Source organism: Rhizobium sp. FY34, assembly GCF_005222845.1.
In the GTDB taxonomy this organism is placed as follows: Bacteria; Pseudomonadota; Alphaproteobacteria; order Rhizobiales; family Rhizobiaceae; genus Neorhizobium.
In genome coordinates, this window is the sequence record NZ_STFZ01000005.1 from 135,015 (window position 1) to 153,736 (window position 18,722).

The 18,722-nt window shown below is 59.9% G+C and carries 17 protein-coding genes; 3 read left to right on the plus strand and 14 right to left on the minus strand.

From position 1 onward, the window contains the following. Positions 1-78: 78 nt before the first annotated feature. The 13 genes from E8M77_RS02625 to E8M77_RS02685 form a co-directional block, all read right to left on the minus strand. The gene (locus E8M77_RS02625) at positions 79-777 is read right to left on the minus strand and encodes an ABC transporter ATP-binding protein (RefSeq protein ID WP_137129053.1); all 699 of its coding nucleotides are present in this window, start codon (positions 775-777) and stop codon (positions 79-81) included. Beyond that, positions 774-1,523, minus strand: a complete 750-nt coding sequence (locus tag E8M77_RS02630; RefSeq protein ID WP_137129054.1) for an ABC transporter ATP-binding protein — start codon at positions 1,521-1,523, stop codon at positions 774-776. The genes E8M77_RS02625 and E8M77_RS02630 overlap by 4 nt, the downstream gene beginning before the upstream one ends. Continuing rightward, positions 1,520-2,554 carry a branched-chain amino acid ABC transporter permease gene (locus E8M77_RS02635; protein ID WP_137129055.1) on the minus strand — a complete coding sequence of 345 codons (1,035 nt, stop codon included), beginning with the start codon at positions 2,552-2,554 and terminating at the stop codon, positions 1,520-1,522. The genes E8M77_RS02630 and E8M77_RS02635 overlap by 4 nt, the downstream gene beginning before the upstream one ends. Next, positions 2,551-3,411: a branched-chain amino acid ABC transporter permease gene (locus tag E8M77_RS02640; RefSeq protein ID WP_137129056.1), complete on the minus strand. Its 861-nt coding sequence runs from the start codon at positions 3,409-3,411 to the stop codon at positions 2,551-2,553. The genes E8M77_RS02635 and E8M77_RS02640 overlap by 4 nt, the downstream gene beginning before the upstream one ends. A 180-nt stretch (positions 3,412-3,591) precedes the next feature. Further along, positions 3,592-4,761 carry an ABC transporter substrate-binding protein gene (locus E8M77_RS02645; protein ID WP_137129057.1) on the minus strand — a complete coding sequence of 390 codons (1,170 nt, stop codon included), beginning with the start codon at positions 4,759-4,761 and terminating at the stop codon, positions 3,592-3,594. Between the two features lie 248 nt (positions 4,762-5,009). Then, positions 5,010-6,734 (minus strand): ABC transporter substrate-binding protein, encoded by a 1,725-nt coding sequence (locus E8M77_RS02650; RefSeq protein WP_137129058.1) that lies wholly within the window; start codon positions 6,732-6,734, stop codon positions 5,010-5,012. A gap of 88 nt (positions 6,735-6,822) precedes the next feature. Beyond that, on the minus strand, positions 6,823-7,104 hold the full coding sequence (locus E8M77_RS02655; protein WP_137129059.1) for a DUF2160 domain-containing protein: 282 nt from the start codon (positions 7,102-7,104) through the stop codon (positions 6,823-6,825). A gap of 13 nt (positions 7,105-7,117) precedes the next feature. After that, the gene (locus E8M77_RS02660) at positions 7,118-7,936 is read right to left on the minus strand and encodes a carbohydrate ABC transporter permease (protein WP_137129060.1); all 819 of its coding nucleotides are present in this window, start codon (positions 7,934-7,936) and stop codon (positions 7,118-7,120) included. 10 nt (positions 7,937-7,946) lie between these two features. After that, the gene (locus tag E8M77_RS02665; protein WP_137129061.1) at positions 7,947-8,816 is read right to left on the minus strand and encodes a sugar ABC transporter permease; all 870 of its coding nucleotides are present in this window, start codon (positions 8,814-8,816) and stop codon (positions 7,947-7,949) included. 3 nt (positions 8,817-8,819) lie between these two features. Continuing rightward, the gene (locus E8M77_RS02670; RefSeq protein WP_137129062.1) at positions 8,820-9,890 is read right to left on the minus strand and encodes an ABC transporter ATP-binding protein; all 1,071 of its coding nucleotides are present in this window, start codon (positions 9,888-9,890) and stop codon (positions 8,820-8,822) included. A gap of 10 nt (positions 9,891-9,900) precedes the next feature. Further along, on the minus strand, positions 9,901-10,983 hold the full coding sequence (locus E8M77_RS02675) for an ABC transporter ATP-binding protein (protein WP_137129063.1): 1,083 nt from the start codon (positions 10,981-10,983) through the stop codon (positions 9,901-9,903). An 83-nt stretch (positions 10,984-11,066) separates the two neighbouring features. Further along, a complete protein-coding gene (gene glpD / locus E8M77_RS02680) occupies positions 11,067-12,578 on the minus strand; it encodes a glycerol-3-phosphate dehydrogenase (protein ID WP_137129064.1) in 1,512 nt (503 codons plus the stop codon). An 86-nt stretch (positions 12,579-12,664) separates the two neighbouring features. Then, positions 12,665-13,453 carry a DeoR/GlpR family DNA-binding transcription regulator gene (locus E8M77_RS02685; protein WP_137129065.1) on the minus strand — a complete coding sequence of 263 codons (789 nt, stop codon included), beginning with the start codon at positions 13,451-13,453 and terminating at the stop codon, positions 12,665-12,667. Positions 13,454-14,009: 556 nt separating this feature from the next. Here E8M77_RS02685 and E8M77_RS02690 point away from each other — a divergent pair. Continuing rightward, positions 14,010-14,900, plus strand: a complete 891-nt coding sequence (locus E8M77_RS02690) for a hypothetical protein (RefSeq protein ID WP_137129066.1) — start codon at positions 14,010-14,012, stop codon at positions 14,898-14,900. A gap of 65 nt (positions 14,901-14,965) precedes the next feature. Then, on the plus strand, positions 14,966-15,175 hold the full coding sequence (locus E8M77_RS02695) for a hypothetical protein (RefSeq protein WP_137129067.1): 210 nt from the start codon (positions 14,966-14,968) through the stop codon (positions 15,173-15,175). 34 nt (positions 15,176-15,209) lie between these two features. On the opposite strand, the gene E8M77_RS02700 is transcribed toward E8M77_RS02695, so the two are convergent. Next, positions 15,210-16,151 (minus strand): LysR substrate-binding domain-containing protein, encoded by a 942-nt coding sequence (locus E8M77_RS02700; RefSeq protein ID WP_137129068.1) that lies wholly within the window; start codon positions 16,149-16,151, stop codon positions 15,210-15,212. A 182-nt stretch (positions 16,152-16,333) separates the two neighbouring features. Between E8M77_RS02700 and katG the strand changes: the two genes are divergently transcribed. Then, on the plus strand, positions 16,334-18,550 hold the full coding sequence (gene katG, locus E8M77_RS02705; protein ID WP_137129069.1) for a catalase/peroxidase HPI: 2,217 nt from the start codon (positions 16,334-16,336) through the stop codon (positions 18,548-18,550). Positions 18,551-18,722: the final 172 nt, after the last annotated feature.

Genomic DNA, 18,722 nt, shown 5'->3' on the forward strand with positions numbered 1-18,722 from the left:
GCGACTGGTAAGTGTCGCGTTGCTGGGGTGGCGGCCGGCGGGCAGCCAAGCGCGTTTCTCAGCGGATGGTTGATCGCGTCAGATCGCCAAGAGAGCGTCCAGCTCGGACGAGCGCGCCAGAAGATCGGCGGATGCCGCATGCAGCGCGATACTGCCGCGGTTGAGCACGATCGCCTCGTCGGTGAGCGGCAGAACCTTGCGAGCCTTCTGCTCGACGATCACGGCCGATAGCCCTTCCTCCGTCACGATGCGGCGAAGGGCCGCCAGAAGTTCATCGACGATGATCGGCGCCAGTCCCTCAAGCGGTTCATCCAGCAGCAGCACACGCGGATTGAGCATCAGCGCACGCCCGACGGCCAGCATCTGCTGCTCGCCGCCCGAGAGCTGGTTGCCGAGATTGCGGCGGCGCTCTTCCAGCCGGGGAAACATGGCATAGATGGCCGACACATCCCAGCGCCCCTTGCGGGCAGCAGCCGTGAGATTTTCTTGCACGGTCAGCGAGCGAAAGATATTGCGCTCCTGCGGCACCCAGCCGATACCCGACGCGGCACGCTGCTCCGGCCGAAACCGGGTGACATCGCGCCCGGCAAGGACAAGCCGCCCGGAATGGTGGGTTGTCACGCCGATGATCGTGTTGATGAGCGTCGTCTTGCCGGCACCATTGCGCCCGAGAAGCGCCAGCGAGCGCCCCTCGCCAAGGGTCAGCGAGATGCCACCCAGAACCTGTGCCTCACCATAGCCCGCGACCAGATGTTCGATGTACAGCAGATCGCTCATGCCCCATCTCCCAGATAGATCGCCTTGACATCGGGATTGCGTGAAATCTCCTCGACCGTGCCTTCGGCAAACAGGCGGCCCGCCGCCAGAACCGAGATCCGGTCGGCAAAGGAAAAGACGAGATCCATGTCATGCTCGATCAGAACCACGGTCACATCGGCCGGCAGATCGCGCACGATGGACAGAACTTCGTGGCGATCCTCCTCCGGCACGCCAGCCGCCGGCTCATCCAGCAGCAGCACTTTCGGCTCAAGCGCGATGGCAAGGGCGATTTCCAGCAACCGCTGCTTGCCATAGGGCAGGCTCTTGGTCGGCAGGCACATGACATCGGCCAGACGGAAGCGTTCCATCAACGCGGCAGCCTCTTCGATCCCCGCCTTTTCAGCGGAAATTGCCCGCCAGATCCGCCGGCCTTCGCCTCGTCGTTCGCAAATTGCCAGCAAGGTGGATTCCAGCGGCGTCAGGTCACCAAACAGCTGATTGATCTGGAACGTGCGCGCCAGGCCCCGTTTCACACGGGCAAAGGATGTCGTTGCAGTGACATCCTCGCCCGCCAGAAGAATGCGCCCGCTGCTCGGCGTCAAAGCGCCGGTCAACAGATTGATGATCGTCGTCTTGCCGGCACCATTCGGGCCGATCAGCGCATGGCGCGCGCCGGGCCGAATGGTGAGCGAGACCTCGTTGGTGACGACAAGGCCACCGAAGCGCTTGACGAGAGCCTGAGTTTCGAGCGCCGGCACACTCATGGTCTGTCCTCCACAGGCTTCAGACTGGCCGGATCCGGCCCCATGCCGAGCCGGCTGCGCAGACGTGCGAAAAGCCAGACCGGATTGACCCGGTCGCGCCCGAGCAGCACCAGCACGACGAGGATGAGGCCGATCCAGAACATCCAGTATTGCGGCGTGACGACCGAAAGCCAGGCCCGCAAGAGGGTGAAGATGACGGCACCGACAATGCCGCCATAGAGATAGCCGACACCGCCGAGCACCAGCACGAGAAGCACATCTGCCGAGCGGTGAAAGGCGAGCACGTCCGGTGAAACAAAGCTTGTCGTCTGGGTGAGCAGCGCGCCGGCCGCACCGGCATAGAAGGCGGAAATCGTGTAGATGACGACGATGCGCCGGTTGGGAGCAATGCCCAGCATCGCGGCGCGGGTGTCGTTTCGCTTGATCGCCTTCAGCGACAGGCCGAAGGGCGAATTGACGATACGCCTTGCGATGAAGGTGAGCACAAACAGCGATGCCAGGCAGTAGAGATAGCCGGTGCGGCCCCAGAGATCGAATTCAAAGAGACCGGCCACCGGCTCGATCATGATGCCGCTCAAGCCGTCGGCCCCGCCTGTGAGCCAGGAGGCCTGGTTTGCCGCCTCCGCCAACAGCATGCTGACACCGAATGTCGTCATCAGCCGTGTGAGATCCGAGCCGCGCAGCACAAGAAAGCTGGTCGCAAGCCCCACAAGCCCAGAAACCAGACCGGCCAGCAGTAGGCCCATCAGGGGTTCGGCCACCAGATGCAGCGCCGCAAGACCAGCCACATAGGCGCCAACACCGAAGAAGGCGGCATGGCCGAGCGACAGGATGCCGGCATAGCCGACGATGAGATCAAGCGAGACGGCAAACAGGGCCAGAATGGCAATCTCTGCCAGTAGCAGCTGTTGCGAGGGAAAGACGAAGGCGACGGCCAGCGCCGCCAGCCAGAAGCAGATTTCGACAAGGCTCCAGCGGCTCTTGCGCTTAAGGAACCCGGTTGCCTGATCTTTTGCGAGGTCGGGCTTCATCGGCCGCCCTCCCGGAAAAACAGCCCATTCGGGCGAAGGATCAGGAAAAGGATCATCACCGCATAGATGATGAAGGCCCCAAGAGACGGGATGTAATACTTGCCAGCGACATCGGCTATGCCGAGCAGCATGGCGGCCAGAAACGGCCCGGTGATCGAGGATGTGCCGCCGATCGTCACGACGATCATGAAATAGATGAGATATTTCAGCGGAAAGTTCGGATCGAGCCCGAGCAGTTCCACGCCCAGCGCGCCGCCGAGGCCCGCAAGGCCGGAGCCGAGCGCGAAGGTCATCACAAAGATCAGCGACACATTGATGCCAAGCCCGCGCGCCACGCGGCCATCATCAACGGCAGCGCGCAGCTGGCTGCCGATGCGGGTGCGGGTCAGGGCCGCCTGTAGCGCAATGGTGAGAAGCGCGCAGATGACGATGATGAAAAGGCGATAGCGGCCAATGCCGACGCCCAACAGCGTGAAGCGGCCGGACAGTTCCGGCGGAAGCGCGATCAGCTGCTGCTGGCCGCCCATCACATAGTCAATGCCAGCAACGGCCATGAAGACGAGACCGATGGAAAACAGCACCTGATCGAGATGCGGTGCCGCATAGAGCCTGCGGTACAATGTGACCTCCAGAAGCCCGCCCAGCGCTGCAGAAACGAGGAAGGCTGCCGGCAGGCACCAATAGAATGAGATGCCGTAGCGGTTCATCATCACGACAGTGATATAGCCGCCGGCCATGGCAAAAGCGCCATGCGCCAGATTGACGAAATTCATCAGGCCGAGCGTGACGGCGAGCCCACAAGCCAGCACGAAAAGCAGCATGCCATAGGCGATACCATCGAACAGAATGGTCAGCATCGGTACTTCCTGGCAATCATGAATATCAAAGCAAAGAAACCACGAACACTCGAGGTTTATATTTTAAATCATAGACTTACGGGAGCGCATACCGCTCCCGCATCTACTTTGCGTGGCGAACCGGTCGGGAAGACGGAGCAAGACCCCCATACTTCACGGTCCTTGCCGCTTGCGCCCTGTTCAGGGCGTGTTCGGGTCGCGCACCTTGGGGAAGGTTGCGAATTCGACGTTGTAGAGCTCGCCACCCACTGATTTCACCTCGCGCATATAGATATCCTGCACGATGTCACGGGTCTTGGCATCGATGGTGATGGGGCCGCGCGGGCTGATCCAGGACATGCCCTTCATCGCCTCGATCAACTTGGTGCCATCCGTATCGCCCTTGGTCTTCTCAAGTGCTGCATAGGCCAGCGCCATGGCATCATAACCACCAACAGACATGAAGTTCGGCCGCATATTGTTGTTGGCCTTGCGCACCTCGGCAACGAAGGCCTTGTTTTCCGGGCTGTCATGGTTTGCCGAATAGAAGTGCCCGGTAATCACGCCAAGTGCTGCATCGCCCATGCCGTTCAGGAGGTCGTCATCGGTCACGTCACCGGTGGCAATCAGCTTGATGCCGGCATCGCGCAGGCCACGCTCGACGAATTGCTTCATGAAGATGGATCCGACGCCCGATGGCACGAAGACGAAGACCGCATCCGGCTTGATGTCGCGCACGCGCTGCAGGAAGGGCGCGAAATCCGGGTTCTGCAGAGGCACGCGCACGGCCTCGAGGATTTCACCGCCATCCTTCTTGAACTGGTCGGTAAAGCCCTTTTCGATATCGATGCCGGGGCCGTAATCGGTCACCAGTGTCACGACGCGCTTCAGCCCGTTCTTGGCAGCCCAGGTGGCGACAGGCACTGCCGATTGCGGACCGGCCATGCTGGTGCGGGTGAAGAATTCCGATTTCTGGGTGATCACCGAGGTCGTGGCAGAGGTGATGATGGCGGGAACCTTGGCCTGGTTCAATACGGGCGCGACAGACAGGGCAAGCGGTGTCAGCCCGAAGCCCATCAGCAGCGATGCGCCATCCTTGACGACCAGTTCCTGGGCGATGCGGCGGGTCTGATCGGCCGTGCCCGCATCATCGCGCAGCACCACTTCTACCTTCTTGCCGGCAACCGTGTTGCCATGCAGCGCCTGATAGGCCTTGATGCCGGCTTCCACCTGGCGGCCGGTTGAGGCAAATGGCCCGGTCATCGGCAGGACAAGACCGATCTTGACGCTTTCCTGCGCCTGAGCATTGGACAGGAACAGGCCGCAGACGGCAGCCCCGGCCATGAACACACGTCTTGATAAGGATGCCATGTATACTCCTCCCTTGGTTCAAACCATGCGGAGGGCACACTCCCATATGCCCATTCTTCGCCAAGTCGGCTTCTCCGCAGCAGAGCCCCAATCTCCTCATCAAGGCCACGCAGGGGCAATGTATACAGGAATATCGCGAAGAACAAGAGATCGCAGCGATGCCTGAAGGGCGAATGGGCCGGATGCGCGCACAAAAAAGCCGGTGCGTGATGAACACGCACCGGCCAGAGTTCAGAGGTCCGCCAGTCTTACTTCTTCTGCCAGCTCTTCACCAACTCGTCGTAATTCACGGTGATCGGCTTTTCCTTCTCGTTTGCAATCTTCAGCTGCGGCGCCAGGTTCCCCTTGGCAACGGCATCCTTGTTCCAATAGGCCAGATCATGCTCTGCTGCGAGCTTCGGGCCGATATCGCCTTGAACACCCGCGCGCTCAAGACGCTGAAGCACCTTTTCCTGCTCGCCGCACAGCGAATCCATGGCTGCCTGCGCGGTCTTTGCACCCGAGGATGCATCGCCGATCGCCTGCCACCACAACTGCGCCAGCTTCGGATAATCCGGAACATTGGTGCCGGTCGGCGACCATTGCACGCGGGCCGGCGAGCGATAGAACTCGATCAGGCCGCCAAGCTTGGGCGCACGATCCGTGAAGCTTTTGTGCTGGACCGTCGATTCCCGGATGAGCGTCAGGCCGACATGGCTCTTCTTCACGTCCACCGTTTTCGATGTGACGAACTGCGCATAAAGCCAGGCCGCCTTGGCGCGGTCAACCGGCGTAGATTTCAGCAGCGTCCAGGACCCAACGTCCTGATAACCGAGCTTCATGCCGTCCTTCCAGTAGACACCATGCGGGCTGGGCGCGAAACGCCATTTCGGCGTGCCGTCCGCATTGACGACCGGCAGACCATCCTTGACCAGATCGGCGGTGAAGGCTGTGTACATGAACATCTGCTGGGCGATTTCACCCTGCGATGGCACAGGCCCGGATTCCGAGAAGGTCATGCCCTGGGCAGAAGGCGGTGCATAGGCCTTCAACCAGTCGAGGTATTTCTGGATGGCATAGACCGAGGCCGGGCCGTTGGTATCCCCACCGCGGGCGACGCAGGAGCCGACAGGACGCGACTTTTCATCGACCTTGATGCCCCATTCATCGACCGGCAGACCGTTCGGCAGGCCCTTGTCGCCGTTGCCGGCCATGGAGAGCCAGGCATCGGTGAAACGCCAGCCGAGCGAGGGGTCCTTCTTGCCGTAATCCATATGGCCGAAGACCTTCTTGCCGCCTATTTCACGGCCGGTGAAGAACTCCGCGATATCCTCATATGCCGACCAGTTCACCGGCACGCCGAGGTCGTAACCATACTTCGCCTTGAAGTCGGCCTTGTTCTTTGCGTCGTTGAACCAGTCGTAACGGAACCAGTATAGGTTGGCGAACTGCTGGTCCGGCAACTGGTAGAGTTTGCCGTCCGGCGCCGTGGTGAATTTCAGACCGATGAAATCCTGCAAGTCGAGGCCGGGATTGGTGACGGCCTTGCCTTCGTTCGCCATCCAGTCAGTCAGCGAGCGGGCCTGCTTGTAGCGCCAGTGCGTGCCGATAAGGTCTGAGTCGTTGACATAGGCGTCATAGATGTTTTCGCCGGACTGCATCTGCGTTTGCAGTTTCTCGACCACGTCACCCTCGCCGATCAGATCATGGGTGACCTTGATGCCGGTGATGGCGGTAAAGGCTGGAGCCAGCACCTTGGCCTCATATTCATGCGTGGTGATGGTTTCGGAAACCACCTTGATCTCCATGCCGGCAAAAGGCTTTGCCGCATCGACGAACCACTGCATCTCCTTTTCTTGGTCGGCTCTTGTCAGAACCGACATATCCTTGACTTCCTTGTCCAGGAACTGCTTTGCCGCGTTCATATCGGCAAAGGCCGTCCCCGTCATGGCCAGCAGCATGGCTGCGGTCGTCGTCATCAGGTGCCGTCGCATAAGGTCTCCTCCCAAATTTGCGATTGCAGATTTTTTCCTATTACCGCCTGCCGGTTCCCATCCGGCAGGCCTTCCGGCCTTTTGCGGCCTAGACGAAGCGGAACACGCCGATCGCATAGACTACAGACAAGGCCAAAGCCCACCACAGGCTCGGCCCGCCAAGGCCAAGCCAAGCAAGATGAATGAAGGCCGAACCGAGCAGCGACACGAACAGACGGTCGCCGCGCGTCGTCTCGAACCTTAAAATTCCAGTGCGCGGGCCACCACCCGGCGAGACATATTCCCACACGCCCATGGCCGCGATCAGCGTGAAGATCACGATGAAGAAGATCGCTGTCGGCAGCGTCCAGGCCATCCATGAAAAGTCCATCGCGAGCCTCCTGTCACACGCGGCCAAGGGCAAAGCCCTTGGCGATGTAGTTGCGGACGAAATAGATGACGAGCGCGCCGGGTATGATGGTGAGTACGCCGGCAGCGGCCAGCACGCCCCAATCCATGCCCGATGCCGAGACGGTGCGCGTCATCGTGGCCGCAATCGGCTTGGCATCCGTCGTCGTCAGGGTCCGGGCAATCAGCAGTTCGACCCAGGAAAACATGAAGCAGAAGAAGGCAGCGACACCAATGCCGGATGCGATGAGCGGCATGAAGATCTTCACGAAGAATTTCGGGAAGGAATAGCCGTCGATATAGGCGGTTTCGTCGATTTCCTTCGGCACGCCGGACATGAAGCCTTCCAGAATCCACACTGCCAGCGGCACGTTGAACAGGCAGTGGGCGATGGCAACGGCGATATGCGTATCGATGAGACCGAAGGCCGAATAGAGCTGGAAAAAAGGCAGGGCAAACACTGCCGGCGGCGCCATGCGGTTGGTCAACAGCCAGAAGAACAGGTGCTTATCGCCCAGGAACCGGTAGCGCGAGAAAGCATAGGCTGCCGGAAGTGCTGCCGACACCGAAATCACCGTGTTCAGTACGACATAGATGATCGAGTTGATATAGCCATTATACCAGGACGGATCGGTAAAGATCACCGCGTAATTGCGCAGCGTCGGTTCCTGCGGCCAGAGCGAAAAGGCCCCGAGGATTTCGGAATTCGTCTTGAAGCTCATATTGGCGAGCCAATAGATCGGCAGGATGAGGAAGACGATGTAGATCGTCGGAACCAGAAAACCGAATCGGCTGCGTGTGCCAATGCTGCTCATGGCGCCCTCCTCACGTCTGCTCTGCATCGCTCTGCGTCATCACGGTGTAGAACACCCATGACAGCAGAAGGATGATCAGGAAGTAGATGATCGACATGGCCGCCGCAGGTCCCAGATCGAACTGGCCGACCGCCATCTTGACAAGATCGATGGACAGGAAAGTAGTGGAATTGCCCGGCCCGCCACCGGTCACCACGAAAGGTTCGGTGTAGATCATGAAACTGTCCATGAAGCGCAACAGGACGGCAATCAGCAGAACCCGCTTCATCTTCGGCAACTGGATGTAGCGAAACACCGACCAGCGCGACGCACCATCGATCTTGGCCGCCTGGTAATAGGCATCCGGGATGGACACGAGACCGGCATAGCAGAGCAGCACGACAAGGCTCGTCCAGTGCCAGACATCCATGACGATGACGGTTGCCCAGGCATCCACCGGGTCCTGCGTATAATTATAATCGATGCCGAGATTGTTGAGCACATAGCCGAGCAGGCCGATATCGACGCGACCGAAAACCTGCCAGATGGTGCCGACGACATTCCAGGGGATCAGCAGCGGCAGCGCCATCAGCACAAGGCAGACTGGCACACCCGGCCCGGTCTTTGGCATATTGAGCGCGATGAAAATGCCGAGCGGCACTTCGATGGCCAGAATAATGCCGGAAAAGACAAGATTGCGCGCAAGCGCATCCCAGAAGCGGTCGGAGGTGAGGATTTCGACGAACCAGTCGGTTCCGGCCCAGAAGAACTGGTTATTGCCGAACGTATCCTGAACCGAATAGTTCACCACCGTCATCAGCGGAATGACGGCGGAAAACGCCACCAGAACCAGAACCGGCAGCACCATGAACCAGGCCTTGTTATTCCATGTCGTGTTCATGTCTCAGCCCTCCATGCCGACGCGCCAGCTATCGGCGAAAATGCCGATGGCGGCCGGATCGAACGTCACGCGTGCATCCGCGGGGATCTCGTCATCCTCGGCCAGAACGATGGACAGAGGTTGACCGCAGAAACTTGCCCGCACGATCTTCTGGCGGCCGATATCCTCCACCTTGCCGATATCGATCGCCATGCCATCGCGCCCCAACCGCACGAATTCCGGCCGGATGCCCAGTTCAAGCTTTGCACCGCGCGCGAGTTTTGGCACGCCGGACAGGGCAATGGCCTGCTCGCCGATCCGCGCTAAAGCACCCTCCACCGTCACCGGCATGACATTCATGCCCGGCGAACCGATGAAATAGCCGACAAAGGTATGGCTTGGCCGCTCAAAGAGCTCCGCCGGCGTGCCGATCTGGACGATCTGCCCGTCATGCATGACGACAACCTTGTCGGCAAAGGTCAGGGCTTCCGTCTGGTCATGCGTGACATAGACCATGGTGAAGCGCGAGCTGCGATGCAGCCGCTTCAACTGCGAGCGCAATTGCCATTTCATATGCGGATCGATGACGGTGAGCGGTTCGTCAAACAGGATGGCATTGACATCCGAGCGCACCAGCCCCCGGCCGAGCGATATCTTCTGCTTCTGGTCGGCCGTCAGCCCCTGCGCACGGCGATTGGCCATGGATGCAAGGTCTGTCATCTCCAGAATGTGCGTAACGCGGCTTCGCACCTCAGCTTCCGGCACATGCCGGTTGCGCAGCGGAAAGGCCAGATTATCAAACACCGTCATCGTGTCGTAGACGACGGGGAACTGGAAGACCTGGGCAATGTTGCGCGCCTCGGTGGAGAGCGTCGTCACGTCCTTGCCGTCAAACAGTATGCGTCCATCGGATGGGTGCAGGAGGCCGGAAATGATATTGAGAAGCGTGGTCTTGCCGCAGCCGGAAGGGCCAAGCAGCGCATAGGCGCCACCATCCTCCCATTCATAGTGAACTTCCTTCAGCGCATAATCGCCGGCAGCCTTTGCCTTGGCGCTGTAGGCGTGGCGGATATGGTCGAGGGTGATACGGGCCATGTCGTCCTCCTCACGCCGCGACGGTGTCAGCAGAAACGAGCGCACGGCCCGTCTGCGGATCGAATGCCATCAGATGGCGGGCATCCAGATGCACATCGAGCATCTGGTCCGGATCGATATCGTGAATGCCATGGGTGAGCAGGACCCATTTTTCGCCGGCAAATTCCAGATGGATGAAGCTTTCCGAGCCGGCGATTTCCGACACTTGCGTGCGCGCCGAAAGGGGATGCGTAAAGGGCCGTGGCTTCAGCATCAAATGATGCGGCTGGAAGGCGATGGTGACCGGGCCGATCGGCATCCCGGTCAAATGCGCCGGCACCGGCATCACCGGTCGGCCCTCCAGCAGAAGGCTTGCGCCTTCATGCACCAGTTCGATCGTATTCAAAGGCGGATCGGCAAAGGTGCGCGCCGTCAGGAGATCGGATGGCTTGCGATAGACCTCGATCGTCTCGCCGAACTGCGTGACCCGACCTTCAGCAAGCGTGGCCGTGCTGCCGCCAAGCAGAAGCGCTTCCGAAGGTTCGGTCGTTGCATAGACGAAGATCGCTCCGGAGGCCGCAAAGATCTTCGGCAGTTCCTCGCGCAACTCCTCGCGCAACTTGTAGTCGAGATTGGCGAGCGGCTCATCAAGCAGAACCAGATTGGCATTCTTGACGATGGCGCGGGCGAGCGCCGTGCGCTGCTGCTGGCCACCGGAAAGATTGAGCGGCATGCGATCAAGATAGGGCGATAGACGCAGAAGATCGGCGGCCTTGCGCACCTCGCGATCAATCACTGCCGCATCCTTGCCGGCAATGCGCATGGGCGATGCGATATTCTCGTACACACTCAGCGCCGGATAGTTGATGAACTGCTGGTAGACCATGGCTATATTGCGCTTCTGCACCGGCATGCCGGTCACATCCACGCCATCCACGAAGATCTGGCCTTCCGTCGGGCGATCAAGCCCGGCCATCAGGCGCATCAGCGAGGTCTTGCCCGAGAGTGTCGGGCCAAGCAGGACGTTCAGCGTTCCCCGCTTGAGTGCGAGATTGGTCGGGCGGATGTGATAGTCACGCCCCACCATCTTCGACACATTGCGCAATTCCAACATGCCTTGGGCCTCCCAACCCTAAGCGAGTGATGACATACACGCTTCAAGCCCCTCCAAGGCTTAAAAGCGTCCCCCTCACACCGTCAGGCGGCGTGGCGGGCTCCGGTCATATAGTCTTCCAGACCGGCAGCCTGCGCAGCGGTCAGGAACAGCCCCTGCTTGGTGCGGCGCCAGAGAACATCCTCTGCCGTCACCGCCCATTCCTTGTCGATCAGCCAGCGAACCTCGGCCTCATAGAGCGAGCCGCCGAAATGGTAACCAAGATCAGCGGCAGTCTCGGCCTTGCCCAGCATGACGCCCGCATCGGTTCCATAGCAGCGCACCAGGCGTTCGGCATGGACCCTCGTGATGAACGGCGAGTGCGACAGAAGCCGCTTCACCTCCGCCTCAAAGCCAAGAACCGCGAAATCGCCGCCCGGCAACCGGCTGCCTGCCGTCCATGATGCGCCTCGGGTGCCAATCGCACCACCAATCTTTTCCAGCGCATGTTCGGCCAGCCGACGATAGGTGGTCAGCTTGCCGCCAAACACATTGAGAAGCGGCGCGCCCTCCGTCTCATCGAGCTTCAGCACATAGTCGCGCGTGGCTTCCTGCGCCTTCGACGCGCCATCATCATAAAGCGGCCGCACGGCCGAATAGCTCCAGACGATATCGGCCGGACGCACCGGCTCGGCGAAATACTCACTTGCGGCATTGCAGAGATAATTCACCTCTTCGTCGCTGATCCTGATGGCCTTCGGATCACCGGTATAGTCGCGGTCCGTGGTGCCGATCAGCGTGAATTCGCCCTCATAGGGAATGGCAAAGAAGATGCGGTTATCGGGATTCTGGAAAAAGTAAGCGCGTGCATGATCGAACTTCTTGCGCACCACGATATGGCTGCCCTGCACGAGGCGCACATTGTGGGCATTGTTGCGCCCCATGGCGCCGGCCAGCACCTGATCGACCCATGGGCCGGCGGCGTTGACAAGCATCCGGGCGCGGATCGTCTGCGTCTCGCCGCTCAGCGTATGCGCCACCGTCACGGCCCAGGCATCGCCATCTCGGCGCGCAGACGTCACCTTGTGACGCGACAGGATGGTGGCACCACGGATCTGCGCATCCCGTGCATTCAACACGACGATGCGCGCGTCATCCACCCAGCCGTCAGAATATTCAAAAGCGCGCCCAAACAGCGGCTTCAGCGGTTTTCCCGCCTCGTCACGGCGCAGATCGATTGTTTTCGTTGCCGGCAGAAGCTTGCGGCCGCCCAGATGATCATAGAGAAACAGTCCAAGCCGGATGAGCCAGGCAGGGCGCACGCCGCCCTTCTGGTAGGGCAGCACGAAACGCAGCGGCCAGATGACATGCGGCGCCATGGCCCAGAGCACTTCGCGCTCCATCAGCGCCTCGCGCACCAGACGGAATTCATAGTGTTCGAGATAGCGCAATCCGCCATGGATCAGCTTTGTCGAACCCGAAGAGGTGCCGGAGGCAAAATCATTCATCTCGGCCAGCGCAACCGAATAGCCGCGACCTGCCGCATCGCGGGCAATGCCGCAGCCATTGATGCCGCCGCCAATCACAAACAGATCGTAAACGCGCCCTTCAGCCATTCCCCACCCATCGCACTGCAGCAAACCTGAGCACTTGCGAAACAACTAAACTGTAATTCGAAATATATTCGAATGTCAAACGAATGCTATTCGCCATTCGTATGACCTGTCTTCACCGATGTTTCGATCAGAGCCACATCTTGCGCTGCACAGACCGCTCGGACACTTGCGGACGGACAGTGATCGCAGATGAAACTATGCACCTGCGAGATATGGCCGATACGCACCGGCGCCGTGCGTTCGAACTTGGAAGCGTCGGTCACCAGGATTACATGCCGCGCATTGGCGATGATCGCCTGCGCCACCTTGACCTCGCGGAAATCGAAATCGAGCAGCGCGCCATCTTCATCGATGGCCGACACGCCGATCACGGCAAAATCCACCTTGAACTGACGGATAAAATCGACAGCCGCCTCGCCGACGATACCGCCGTCGGAGCCGCGCACCACACCACCGGCAATAACCACCTCGATAGCGGGGAAGACCCGCAAGCGATTGGCCACGTTGATATTGTTGGTGATGACCATGAGTTCCTTATGATCCACCAGAGCATCGCCGACCGCCTCGGTTGTCGTGCCGATATTGATGAAGAGTGAGGAATTGTCGGGGATCATCGCCGCCGCTGCACGGCCGATCGCCTGCTTTTCGGCAGCCGCCATGGAGCGGCGCGCCTCGTATTTGACATTCTCATTGCCGCTTGGAAACACAGCGCCGCCATGGATGCGGTTCAAGGCCCGTGTCTCGCACAGATCGTTGAGATCCTTGCGAATGGTCTGCGGCGTGACCGTGAACCGGACCGCCAATTCCTCGACCAAAACCCGCCCATGCTCCTTGGCAAGAGCCATGATCTCGACCTGGCGCGCGGAAAGCAGCATGATCCACCCTTTTCGTTTTCATTCATCTTAGAGAAAAACGAAATGGCCGCAATAGGTGGACATGCACCTCAACAGGATGAGACTGGAGCCAATGAAACTGAATGATTTTGGTGTCTATGAGCGCGACACAAGTGAAGGCCCATATGACGCACGACCAGCACATGGGCCTCCTTCAGACGCGGTTGCAGCTGGAGGCATCACGGACCCCTAGCATCCTCCAGCTGCCGATTTCCAAAGGTATTTCACCCGGAAACCAAGAGCTCTTAGACAGCATCAGAGGGCCTGATCAAGGTCATATGCAGATTGCTCGGCGATGCACCCAAAATTGAGTCCGCCGCGGCTGACTGTCTTCCTGCTGCAGCAGAGAGAGGCTAAACAGCCAGACGACAAGCATCGAGGTATCGAGGTATCGAGGTATCGAGGTATCGAGGTATCGAGGTGGAGAAACTCTCTTTTTTGCCACGCGCATGCAAGTCACGAAATGCAACCTGGGCCAGCATACGTGAAATCAGAACCGAGTGAGACACCGTACCCGCACGACAGCAGCTTCAACATCATGCACGATAGCAACGAGCCGATCTTCCTGCGGATCCTGCGCCAAGCCGCATTGAAGCTTCTGGCCATGCATGATGAGGCCCCGCGGACCGTCCGCTATGTTGCCAGCATGCAAAAATGGCTGATTACTCAGGCAATCACCGCCATTCATTTCGAGCGGCGACAGGATGACAGCCTACCTCCTTTGACAGCTCGAACGCTCATCGATTTCTTTGCCGCTCAGCCACTCTTCAGCAAGAATACGCTGACCGCACATCTCGCGGAAATGCGCGCCTACGGCCTGCTGATCGACCAGGAGACCCATGACCGACGCGCCAAGCCGCTTGGCCTTAGTGGCTATTCGGAACGCATGATCAGTCAATGGCTCGAAAGTCACCTGGAAGGTCTAGATCAGCTGGATGGCGGCAACCGATCTACCACGTTCAAAGGCGAACCGCGTTTGCTGCTCCACATGCAGCCCATTGTGGTGCGCACCCTTGTATTTGATCCGCAATGGTCTCGACCACCGGCAAGCGTTGATCTTTTTGTCAAAACAGAATCGGGCAGCAACATTCTGCATGACCTGATCTGCCGCTTGCCCGAAGACATGCCCGAAGATGGAGCGCCCCTCTGCCTCGGCGCGGTGCGTGCCAGCGAAATCTCGACACGCCACACCCTGTCGCGCGGTCATGTTCAGCGTGTATTTGCACGAGCCAAATCGCAAGATCTGCTGGTCTGGAGCCTTCCGGCCAACCGTGGCGACCTATCGGTCTCGCAGCAATTGGTGCGCGATTATGCAAGCTGGCAAGCTGTCAAGTTCGCGGCGATCGCAAATGCCTATGACAAGGGCTTGAGGAACTTGCGGCAGGAGCAGCAGATGAACGCTGACAGCTTGGCGCAGCTCGGCTATTAGGAGGCCGCACCCGTTCTGCCACAAGCAGCCAGCAGCGCAAACAGCCAATCATCAAGGAGCTATTCTTGGATACGGTCAACATCGAGAACCGCAGCGATTTTGCCCAATGGGCCGTCGAACGTGCCAGTTCCATCGTCGCCGGCGAAGGCGGCGATCTGGCGCTTGCGGCCCGCGAGGGTACGGACGAGACGATTGCCAGCGCTGCAAATGGCCTTGGCCAGGCGATCGTCGACGCCTTGCTGGAAGTATTCGACGGGCTGCTGCCGGAGGACTGACACCACCGGACACGCTTGGCCTGTGGTTCACGCGTCAGGCGCGCGCGGACGCTGCCACTACAGGGTCGCGCGCTGCGCGCAGGGCTTCAGCAGAAGCGCGCACCACTTCTCCAACCTGCGCCAGCTGGCGGGCAATCGGGCTTGTCTTGCGCCACACCATGCCGATCGTTCGGGTCGGCTGCGGATCTTCAAAGCGGGCAATAGAGACATTGGCGGCGCGCGATTCGACCGACACCGCGATTTCCGGGATCAGCGTGATGCCAATGCCCGCCCCCACCATCTGCACCAGCGTAGAGAGCGAACTGCCATCCAGAAGCTCGCGCGGTTTGGAGGCGCCCATGCCGAGATTGCAGAAGGACAGCGCCTGTTCGCGGAAACAATGGCCCTCTTCCAGCAGAAGCAGCCGCATCTCGCGCAGCATTTCCCGGTTGGGCACCGGCTTGCCCTCGTCTTCCGCCGGGCGCACGAGCAGAAAACTCTCCTCAAAAAGCGCCACTTCCTCCAGTGAGGTTTCTGAAACCGGCAGCGCCACAATCGCCGTATCCAGCCGGCCTTCCGAAAGCTCCTGGATCAGCTTAGGCGTTACCGTTTCGCGCAGGTGAATGTCGAGAGCCGCATTCCTGCGCGTTAGATTGGCAATCACACTCGGCAGAAGATAGGGCGCAATCGTCGGAATAATGCCGATGCGCAGCCGACCGACCAGTTCCTGGCGCGAGGCGCGGGCGAGATCCCCCAGTTCATCGACCGAGCGCAGGATCTCGCGCACCCGCAACACGAATTCCTCGCCGAAACTGGTGAGGCGGATCTGCCGCGCACTGCGTTCCAAGAGCTCCACGCCGAGCATTTCCTCCAGTTCCTTCACCTGTACGGAGAGCGCCGGCTGCGAGATGGCGCAGGCCTCCGCCGCCCGGCCAAAATGGCCGCAACGGGCCAGAGCCTCGAAATACCGCAATTGCCGAAGTGTTGGGGTCGCCATAACCTTAGCCTATCAATTCGATCATTTAATCCTACTTACACTAATGGCTCCCATTTGCTAGGTGTGTTCCAGACGATGATGAAGCGGTGATCGGGACGGATCGCGGCATGGTTCTCATGTCGCACAAACGTTGCAATTCCGGTTGATCATCACCGAGAACCAACACTCTCTTGGAGGCTATTATGGACGTGACGAAAACAGGTACAGCCGGCAAATGTCCGGTGGCCCACGGGGCAACAAGCCAGAGCATGCGCAGCAACCGCGACTGGTGGCCAAACCAGCTGAACCTGAAGATGCTGCATCAGAACACGGCGCTGTCCAACCCGATGGGCCCGGCATTCAATTATGCAGACACGTTCAAGGCGCTGGACCTGAAAGCCCTGAAGCAGGACCTTTACGCCCTGATGACCGACAGTCAGGATTGGTGGCCGGCAGATTATGGCCATTACGGCCCCTTCTTCATCCGCATGGCCTGGCACAGCGCCGGCACCTATCGCACGGGCGATGGCCGCGGGGGCTCCACCTCCGGCACGCAGCGCTTTGCGCCGCTCAACAGCTTCCCCGACAATGCAAATCTCGACAAGGCCCGCCGTCTGCTTTGGCCGATCAAGCAGAAGTATGGCAATGCCATCTCCTGGGCTGACCTGATGATCCTCACCGGCAATTGCGCGCTGGAATCCATGGGCTTCAAAACCTTTGGCTTCGGCGGCGGCCGCGTCGACATCTGGGAGCCGGAAGAAGACATCTACTGGGGTCCCGAAGTCGAGTGGATGACCACCAGCGACAAGGATCACAGCCGTTACAGCGGCGATCGCGAGCTGGAAAATCCGCTGGCGGCCGTGCAGATGGGCCTCATCTACGTCAACCCGGAAGGCCCGGATGGCAAGCCCGATCCGCTGGCCTCTGCCCGCGACATCCGTGACACATTTGGCCGAATGGCGATGAACGATGCCGAAACCGTGGCACTGGTTGCCGGTGGCCACACATTCGGCAAGACGCATGGCGCCGGCGATGCCGCCCATGTCGGTCCCGAGCCGGAAGCTGCCGCCATCACCGAACAGGGTCTTGGCTGGATGAGCACCTACAAGAGCGGCAAGGGCTCCGACACCATCACCTCCGGCCTTGAAGGCGCCTGGACGGCCAACCCGATCCAGTGGGACATGGGCTATTTCGACGTGCTGTTCGGCTATGAATGGGAACTGGTAAAGAGCCCGGCCGGCGCATGGCAGTGGCATGCCAAGGACCTTGCCGAAAAGGACATGGCACCGGACGCGCAGGATGCATCGAAGAAGGTGCCGATCATGATGTCCACCGCCGACATGGCGATGCGCATGGACCCGGCCTATGAAGCCATTTCGCGCCGCTACCACCAGAACCCGGATGAATTCGCCGATGCTTTTGCTCGCGCCTGGTTCAAGTTGACCCACCGCGACATGGGCCCCAAGGTTCTCTATCTCGGCCCGGAAGTGCCCTCGGAAGACCTCATCTGGCAGGATCCTATCCCGGCCGTCGATCATCTGCTGATCGATGCAGGCGACATCACCGCGCTGAAAGGCAAGATCCTTGCATCCGGCCTCACCGTGTCGGAACTGGTGCAGACGGCCTGGGCATCCGCCTCGACCTTCCGTGGATCGGACAAGCGTGGCGGCGCCAATGGCGCACGCATTCGCCTCAGCCCGCAGAAGGATTGGGATGCCAACCAGCCGGCCCAACTCTCCAAGGTTCTGGCGACGCTCGAAGCCATCCAGTCCGTCTTCAACGGCGCACAGGCCGGAGCCAAGAAAGTCTCGCTGGCTGATCTCATCGTGCTCGGCGGCTCCGTTGCCGTCGAACAGGCGGCCAAGGCTGCCGGTCATGCCATCGAAGTGCCCTTTGCGCCGGGCCGTACCGATGCAACGCAGGAACAGACGGATGGCGAATCCTTCGACGTTCTGGAGCCGGTGGCCGATGGCTTCCGCAACTACCAGAAGACCGAGTTCACCATCTCGCCGGAAGAACTGCTGATCGACAAGGCCCAGCTTCTGACGCTGACGGCGCCGGAAATGACGGTTCTCCTCGGCGGCCTGCGCGTTATCGGCAACAATGTCGGCGGCTCGCCGCACGGCGTTTTCACCCAGCGTCCCGGCCAGTTGACGAACGACTTCTTCGTCAACCTGCTCGACATGGGTTCGACCTGGAGAGCGCTGACGCCGGCAGAAACCCTGTTCGAGGCCCGCGACCGCAAGACGGGCGCCATCAAGTGGAGCGCAACACGCGTCGATCTCGTCTTCGGATCGAACTCGCAGCTGCGCGCCCTGGCGGAAGTCTATGCCCAGAGCGACAATGGCGGAAAGTTCGTGCACGACTTCGTCGCAGCCTGGGTCAAGGTGATGAACGCCGATCGTTTCGACCTCATCTGATCACTCAATTCTGAAGCAGATAATGGGCTCCCGATGCAAATCGGGGGCCTTTTTTAGTGTGAAGGGGGGGCGGTGATAGCTGCGTCCGGCTCAAATCCCAAACGCGCGGGCGGAACCACGACAGCAAACTTAAACAAAATCAGATTACAGTTATCTATAACTCCTTAAATGC